The sequence below is a fragment of the Bacilliculturomica massiliensis genome (assembly GCF_900605495.1).
Lineage (GTDB): Bacteria > Bacillota > Clostridia > Peptostreptococcales > Anaerovoracaceae > Bacilliculturomica > Bacilliculturomica massiliensis.
Map to the genome: position 1 here is coordinate 2,055,472 of NZ_LR027603.1, position 7,171 is coordinate 2,062,642.

The following is a 7,171-nucleotide window of genomic DNA, read 5'->3' on the forward strand; positions in this document are numbered from 1 at the left end:
GAATAAAGAACTTACATCAAAATGAGACGGATTCGGCGCCTTGACGGGACGTTGATCTCCGTCTCATTTTATTATACTAATCTTTGTATTTCAGTATTTTTTCATAACAAAAATTGATTTTAAGCAATAAGTTTTGTTTTAATATTACAAATTCAACAAAACTACCCTAAGTTTATTTTGTATAGACCCTCCCCTCCCCCTCTCTCTTCTAAAAATCAGATACAACGATCCAAAGTTACGAAAATGGATATAAGGAAATGTTAAGATTTTCTTCCAAGGGATTTAATTGAAACTGTTCTGTGATGTGTAGTAAACTGAATCATCGTTTTAAAATTAGAAAGTAGTAGAGGTAACTATGAGACAGTTATTAAGATATTCATTCGACATTTCATTAAAAAATTGGTCCACGCTGCTGTTGTTTGATATAGCTTATAAAGCATTTGGATACTCTATCATTTATTCCATTACAAGCGATCTGCTGTCGCTCATACTGAAAGCATCCGACGTACCCTATCTATCCGCTGAAAACTGGTACGTTGTTCTGCAGAGCTTCCCGGCAGTCCTGCTGTGCCTGCTGTTAGTTTTTGTGACCACATTTTCAGTATTTTTCGAAACAGTGGCCTTTTATGTGTACTGCGAATCGGGCTGGCAGCAAAAGCAGATCTCCATAGGTAAGCTGCTGAAACAAACCTTATATCGCTGCAGGAAACTGCTTAAGGTGCAGAATTTAATGCTGTTTTCAGGCTTCCTTCTCACTTCGATCCTGACCGTCCTGCCCTTTGCCCCTTATGTACTGCAGTGGCTGCGCATCCCGGAATTCATAATGGACTATATTAAGCAGAACCCCTTCTTGTTTTCACTATATGTGATCATTGCTGTTCTCTGCAATGTCATCTGCTTTTTATTTTTATTTTCCTTGCCCGGCGCCCTGTTTCACGATCGCCCCATAAAAACTGCGTGGCGCGAGGGGCTCCGGCTTTTAAATAAGCGGAAAACAGCCGCCGCCTTCCGGCTCCTGGGTGCTTTTATTGTATTTGGCATAGTGGCGTCCCTCCTTCTCGGTCTGGCCGCCATGGGGCTGGTCTATTTCACAAAGTCTGCGGAACCCGCCGCAGAGCTCATTTCCACGTTCTCGCTTTCTTTCTATCGGGCGATACCAGCCGTTTTATTCGTCGTGGGCTCCCTGGCCACCATTTGGCTGTTTGCCGTATTGATCACACTCTTCCATCAGTATCGGGGAGATGAGAGACCCGCTAATGGAAGCTCAGCCGATACCGATTCTAATGAGGAAGCATTTAAAAATGGCTGCTCTGAGGATACTGTTATCAGACGCTTTTGGGTCAAAGTCGGAGCAGGCAGACTGGGTACCGTCAGGTCAATTTTTAAGAAATTCAGTTTTAACAGACCCATAGTCCGGAGGTGCCTCGCCTCTGCACCGGGCCGCTTCTTGAAACAAATAATAATGATTCTGCTCGCCATTTTTATTATCCTTATTTTTAGTGAGAGCGAATTGGGCGGCACCCTTCTGAATCGAACCTATGTCAACCCGCTGGTCGTGGCTCACCGCGCCGGCGTTACGGCTGCTCCGGAAAATACTATGGCAGGGCTGGAGCATTCCATCGCTTTGGGAGCTGACATGGTTGAGATCGACGTGCAGCAGCTTCAGGACGGAGAGATCGTCCTATTGCATGACGACAGTTTTTACCGCACTACGGGTCACGATAAAAAGGTGTGGGAAGTGGGTTACGACCAGGTGAAGACCTACGATAACGGCAGTTGGTTCTCACCTGAATTCGCCGGCGAGCCTGTTCCAAGGCTGGAAGATATTTTGATGCGCGCGAAAGGCAACATTCAAGTTATGATAGAAATAAAGTTGACCGGTCACGAGACGGATGTTATAGAACAGGTGGCGGGATTGATTGAGCGCTGCGATATGTTCGACCAGGCCAGCATCGGTTCCCTGAACCTGGAGGTTCTGAAAAAGGTGAAAACCATCGATCCGAAGATCGAAACGGTGTACATTACGCCCCTGATCTTTTCCAAACAGTATCACATTGATTTTATAGACGCCTTCAGCGTGGAAACCACTTCCGTCAGCAGAGAAATGGTGTTTGCCGTGCATGATCAGGGAAAAAAAGTATATGGGTGGACCGCTAATTCAAAGGAGACCATCGAGAAAAATCTGCGCTGCCAGGTCGACGGCATCGTAACCGACGACCCGGAATTGGTGCAGCATTACACAATGAAGACCTGGGAAAATCAGCTTTTGAATCTGTTTATCAAATTATTCTTCGAAGAAAATCATGATCTTCAGTAGATATCTCTTTGGATATCTTTGAGATCAACTCTTGCATTGACGAACCGGTTCCCTTACAGAAGACCCCCGCCGCGGCTTTTCCTGCCCGGCGGGGGTCTCGATTTCTCTTGCTATATGCAGTTTAACAGCTCAACATATTCCTCCAGCCGCTCTTCCACATAGCCTGCCACCAGTTCGACCATAGCGGACGGGTCGCCGTCTGAGCCGTGATAGGCCGTGAAACAGTCGTAGTAGCGCCTTCTGTCCGCAAATTTCACATTGATCGGAGGAAATCCGGCTTTCATAAGCTCCAGATTCAAAAGCAGACGGCCGGTGCGTCCATTTCCATCGATAAATGGATGGATCTCCTCAAACTCCAGATGAAAGCGAGCGATCCTCTCGATCGTATGTTCCTTTTCCTTTCGTTTACAGTAGTCAGCTAACAGCTGTTCCATCCGGACAGGCACCTCCCAGGGCTGCGGCGGATTGCAAACGGCTCCCATGATGCGGACAGGCACCCTGCGGTACACCCCTTTATCCTGCGGCTTGTCCATCAGCACAATACTGTGAATGTCCCGTATCACCTTTTCAGAGAGAGGCTGTTTATGCTTTACCAGATCTTCCACATAAAAGTATGCTTCCTTGTGGCCGATCACTTCCAAGTGGTCTTTTAAAGGCTTTTCTGCGATCGTAATGCCTTCGTTTATGATCAGCGCCGTTTCCTGAAGCGTCAGTGTGTTTCCCTCTATGGCATTGGAATTGTAGGTAAAATCGATCAGGAATTCTTCACGCAGTCGTTCTACTTCCCCTTCCGTCAGAGGGCGGCACTTATTTAGCTCCAGAAGAAGCCCATCGATTCGGCTGAACTCCATATTCGAAATCCTTTCAGTCATGTATTCTCTATCCTCGATCCATAGCAGATTCATGCTCTTATTGCTCTTATTGCCCTTATTGCTCTTATTGCTCTTATTGCTCTTATTGCTCTTATTGCTCTTATTGCTCTTATTGCTCTTATTGCTCTTATTGCTCTTATTGCTCTTATTGCTCTTATTGCTCTTATTGCTCTTATTGCTCTTATTGCTCTTATTGCTCTTAAGAGCATTATATAGCATTCTCATCATTTATAAACACTAAATTTGAAGAATGCCGCGCATTTTGACATACGGCTTACTCTTTCTGAGTTTCGGGGGCTCAGAGGATCTGATGCCGACTGTTCTTGCGCACGGCAGTGAGATCGTATATGATGAAGACAGAAGTAGATCTTATTGTCATCTATGATGCAGAAAGGGGGAAAGAGAGATGAAAAGAAAGGCGTTGGCCGTAATTCTGACGGCGGCGATGGTATCCGGCCTTTATGGCTGCAGCGGCGGGCCGCCCGACTCCGGGGAGCAGGGCGGCGAAGCCCTCACCCGGAACATGTTTCTTGCAGCGCAGGAGGAGCTGTACGATCCGGACCTGAAACCTTCCGTAAAGCCTTACACTGTGGAGGGTGATTTCAGCAATGTTATCAACTTCGATGTGTTCGGCAATCTCAACGATGAGGCGAAGAGAATGCTTCTGGAAAACGGGTTCGTTGTCACGGACGGCTATGCGGAGGAATTCTTCGATCTGTACGAGGCGAACCGGTACAGCAATATTCCTAATTTTGTAACTACAGACTCCATGGTCCATTCCTACCACCTTTTCTTCAGTCGGCTGTTGAAAGGCATCGAAAAGGAACATTTCTGTCAGGATCTGACGCAGCTCAGCAAGGCTATGCAGGAGGACAGCCTTGAACAGTACGCAGCCCTGAAGGGGACAGAGTGGGAAAACGCTGCGAAACGCAACGCCGCATTTTTCTCAGTGGGACTGGCGCTGCTTCAGGCGGACGCGGCCATACCCGCCGAGGTGAACGGTCTCGTTGAACAGGAGCTTTCCCTGATCCAGGAGGCCGCCGGCATAACGGAGTCCCCTGTCATGAATCTGGGCGGAGCAGAGAGCGGCGCCCTGCCTCTGATGGAGGATTATACCCAATACATTCCACGCGGCTATTACACCACCTCGGAGGAACTGACCCGCTATTTTAAGGCGATGATGTGGTATGGGCGTCTCAGCTTCCGTCAGAGCGACGAGGATCAGAGCCGGAGCGCTCTGCTGATGACTATGGCTCTGGAGCAGAGCCCGGAGCTGAAACAGTGGGAGACGATCTATTCTATCACCAGCTTTTTCGTGGGAGCCAGCGACGATCCGGGTATCTACGAGTATTCTCCCCTGATCCGGCAGGTTTACGGCGGCATGCCCTCTCTGGAGAAGCTGCCTGAGCAAAAGGAGCAGTTCAACGAATTCTTACAGAAAATTTCTGAACTGGAGCCGCCTGTGGTCAACTCCATTCCCATCTACGATGAGACCATTCAGGCGGATAAGGACGCCGCCGTCCTGGCCTTCCGCTTTATGGGACAGCGGTCCGTATTGGACGCAGCCGTCTTCCAGCGGCTGATCTACCGGGAGGTAGGGGAAAACAGCGCCGGTGAAAAGAGGATGCTGCCCTCCGCTCTGGATATTCCTGCCGCGGTCGGCTCACGGACAGCTCAGGAATTCCTGCGGGAAGCGGGCGCTGAAGATTACGCCGGTTACAGCAAGAATATGAAAGCAATCCAGAACTATCTCGCAGAGGCGCCTCAGACTCTCTGGAACGGCAGCCTGTACAACGGATGGCTCAACACCCTGCGCCCGCTGACTGTGGAAAAGGGCGAGGGCTACCCTCAGTTCATGCAGAATCAGGCGTGGTCCGCCAAAGGCCTGAATACATTTCTGGGCAGCTGGACGGAGCTGAAGCACGATACGGTGCTTTATGCCAAGCAGGTCTATGCCGAAATGGGCGGCGGGGATGAAGAAGACAGGGACGACCGCGGCTACGTGGAACCGGAGCCCGTGCTTTACTCCAGACTGGCCGGTCTGGCCCGGGCGACTGCCGACGGATTGAAGCACTTCAATGTGCTGCGGGATTCCGACGCAGAAAATCTCGACCGGATGGCGGAGCTGGCTCAAAAGCTGATGGTCATTTCAGAAAAGGAGCTGAAGGACCAGCTGCTGGACGACGGGGAATATGAACTGATCAAAAGCTTTGGGGGACAGCTGGAGCACTTCTGGTACGAAGCCCTGAAGGACGAAAAAGGCGGAGATGAGATCTACAGCAAGGACTTTCCGGCGGCGGTGGTCACCGACGTGGCCACAGACCCCAACGGCAGCGTTCTGGAGGTTGGCTCCGGGCGGATCAGCGATATCTACGTTATCGTGAATGTAGACGGTTCGCTGCGCATTGCCAGAGGCGGCGTCTATACGTTCTATGAGTTCCAGCAGCCGCTGAGCGAACGCCTGACCGATGAAAAATGGCGTGAAATGCTGGGGATCGACATCGCATTTGACGAAGACGGCAATATGATCGACAAACAGGTCGAGATCCCGTACCCGGTATGGACGACGCTTTTCCGGGCCCCTGCCGAACCGTGATGACTGGGAAAAAAGACGTTTTCCCTGAAAGGCGGCGTACTGCTGCGATCTCCGCACCTCTTGCCGTACTGTGCTGCGCGGCTGTCTTTTCTCTATGCTGCGGAGCGGTTCTTTTCCTGTGGAACGGGGGCGCCTTTTCGGCCAACCGGCAGGACCGGACAGAGATATACGATATGGACGGCGACGGCCGGATGGAAACGTTTTCTCTGGAGAACCGCCGGATGAAGATCTTCGCAGACGGCAGGGAGATCTGGGCCTCGGACAGTAAATGGATAGTGGAAGACTTCATTCTGGGAGATCTGGGCGGAGACGGTACGGAGGAAATGGTGTTATTCGTACGGAAACGGGGCAGCTACGGCCCGGTGAAACCCTTCTGGATAAAGAAGGACGAAACCAGCTATTCACAGCATATTTTTCTCTACCGTTGGAACGACGGAGGCCCTGAACCGTTGTGGATGTCCTCCCGCCTGAGCCCGGAGGTGCGGGAATGGGAGCTGCTTGCCGACGGGAGTCTGAAACTCATCACCGACTCGGGAGAGGATACGCGCTGGGGCTGGCATATCTGGGGGCTGGAACGTCTTGACGGCGAAACGATACCCTTCTGACCGGCCCCGGCCTGCCGTGGTCTTTCTCGTCGCTTATTTTATGGCCTCCGCGCAGCTGCCGCTCTCCTCTCTGCGCGGAGGCCTTTTATCAGACTCTGTATTTTATTTTTTCCTCCGGCATTAATTCACGTTTGTTTTACATATATTGTACGGAGGTGATCCATCGATGTCCCCATTTGAACTAACAACGTTTGTCACAGTGCTGGCCAATACCATCGCTGCAGAGTGCCCCGCTGACGATCAGGCCCTTCTTGCCGCCCTTTTCACACAGCTGGGCGATACGCTGGCCACGCTCTCGATCCTTTCTGCGCCGGCGCAGGATTAAATAAATGTACCCGACATATATTTTTTGCAAAACATATTGACTTTTTAGTATATCTTTCATATAATATAAGAGCTGTATCGGGGCGTGGCGCAGTTTGGTAGCGTACTTGACTGGGGGTCAAGTGGCCGCTGGTTCGAATCCAGTCGCTCCGACCATAGACTGTCCGAAAAGACAGGAAAAAACACTGTAAATCCAAGATTTACAGTGTTTTTTTACGTTGGAATGAGGAAAAAGGGCAAAAAAACAGAAAAATGAGGGGTTAAATCCCCCTCATTGCCTCCACAAGGGCCGGAACCCCCTTCATATTGATGGCTCTCTTCATATTGTACGCAAGAAAACTAAGCCCCGCTTCCGCCGAGGTTTTTTGGATCCCCTTGCAAAGAAAGTAGTAGGCCCCGTGGGACCACTTTACCGTGCCGAAGGGATGCTCCGACACGCACAGTCGGAGCTTCTGTT

At 50.4% G+C, this 7,171-nt stretch carries 6 protein-coding genes, 1 tRNA gene and 1 pseudogene; 5 read left to right on the top strand and 3 right to left on the bottom strand.

The window, feature by feature from the left end; genetic code table 11:
* Nucleotides 1–355 precede the first annotated feature (355 nt).
* Nucleotides 356–2,317 carry a glycerophosphodiester phosphodiesterase family protein gene (locus tag E0E37_RS18405; protein ID WP_130864420.1) on the top strand — a complete coding sequence of 654 codons (1,962 nt, stop codon included), beginning with the start codon at nt 356–358 and terminating at the stop codon, nt 2,315–2,317.
* Nucleotides 2,318–2,427: 110 nt separating this feature from the next.
* Here the strand turns inward: E0E37_RS18405 and E0E37_RS18410 are convergent, their stop codons facing one another.
* Together E0E37_RS18410 and E0E37_RS18640 are read right to left on the bottom strand one after the other, a co-directional pair.
* Nucleotides 2,428–3,189 carry a Fic family protein gene (locus tag E0E37_RS18410; RefSeq protein WP_246019780.1) on the bottom strand — a complete coding sequence of 254 codons (762 nt, stop codon included), beginning with the start codon at nt 3,187–3,189 and terminating at the stop codon, nt 2,428–2,430.
* A 29-nt stretch (nt 3,190–3,218) separates the two neighbouring features.
* Nucleotides 3,219–3,398, bottom strand: a complete 180-nt coding sequence (locus tag E0E37_RS18640) for a hypothetical protein (RefSeq protein ID WP_165445449.1) — start codon at nt 3,396–3,398, stop codon at nt 3,219–3,221.
* A 197-nt stretch (nt 3,399–3,595) separates the two neighbouring features.
* Here E0E37_RS18640 and E0E37_RS18420 point away from each other — a divergent pair, with 197 nt between their 5' ends.
* From E0E37_RS18420 to E0E37_RS18430, 4 genes are all read left to right on the top strand, one after another.
* Complete coding sequence (locus E0E37_RS18420) at nt 3,596–5,785, top strand: DUF3160 domain-containing protein (RefSeq protein WP_130864422.1); 2,190 nt, start codon at nt 3,596–3,598, stop codon at nt 5,783–5,785.
* Nucleotides 5,786–5,958: 173 nt separating this feature from the next.
* A complete protein-coding gene (locus E0E37_RS18425; protein WP_130864423.1) occupies nt 5,959–6,390 on the top strand; it encodes a hypothetical protein in 432 nt (143 codons plus the stop codon).
* Nucleotides 6,391–6,556: 166 nt separating this feature from the next.
* Nucleotides 6,557–6,715 (top strand): DUF6774 domain-containing protein, encoded by a 159-nt coding sequence (locus E0E37_RS18645; protein WP_165445450.1) that lies wholly within the window; start codon nt 6,557–6,559, stop codon nt 6,713–6,715.
* Nucleotides 6,716–6,793: 78 nt separating this feature from the next.
* Nucleotides 6,794–6,870: transfer RNA gene (locus E0E37_RS18430), tRNA-Pro, on the top strand.
* 104 nt (nt 6,871–6,974) lie between these two features.
* On the opposite strand, the pseudogene E0E37_RS18435 reads toward E0E37_RS18430, so the two are convergent.
* Nucleotides 6,975–7,171: pseudogene (locus E0E37_RS18435) on the bottom strand (IS5/IS1182 family transposase); the annotation flags it as partial.

What these genes read in the sequence shown, in the direction of transcription:
- E0E37_RS18405 (WP_130864420.1), top strand. Translation starts at nt 356, where the DNA reads ATGAGACAGTTATTAAGATATTCATTCGACATTTCATTAAAAAATTGG.
- E0E37_RS18410 (WP_246019780.1), bottom strand. Translation starts at nt 3,189, where the DNA reads ATGACTGAAAGGATTTCGAATATGGAGTTCAGCCGAATCGATGGGCTT.
- E0E37_RS18640 (WP_165445449.1), bottom strand. Translation starts at nt 3,398, where the DNA reads ATGCTCTTAAGAGCAATAAGAGCAATAAGAGCAATAAGAGCAATAAGA.
- E0E37_RS18420 (WP_130864422.1), top strand. Translation starts at nt 3,596, where the DNA reads ATGAAAAGAAAGGCGTTGGCCGTAATTCTGACGGCGGCGATGGTATCC.
- E0E37_RS18425 (WP_130864423.1), top strand. Translation starts at nt 5,959, where the DNA reads ATGGACGGCGACGGCCGGATGGAAACGTTTTCTCTGGAGAACCGCCGG.
- E0E37_RS18645 (WP_165445450.1), top strand. Translation starts at nt 6,557, where the DNA reads ATGTCCCCATTTGAACTAACAACGTTTGTCACAGTGCTGGCCAATACC.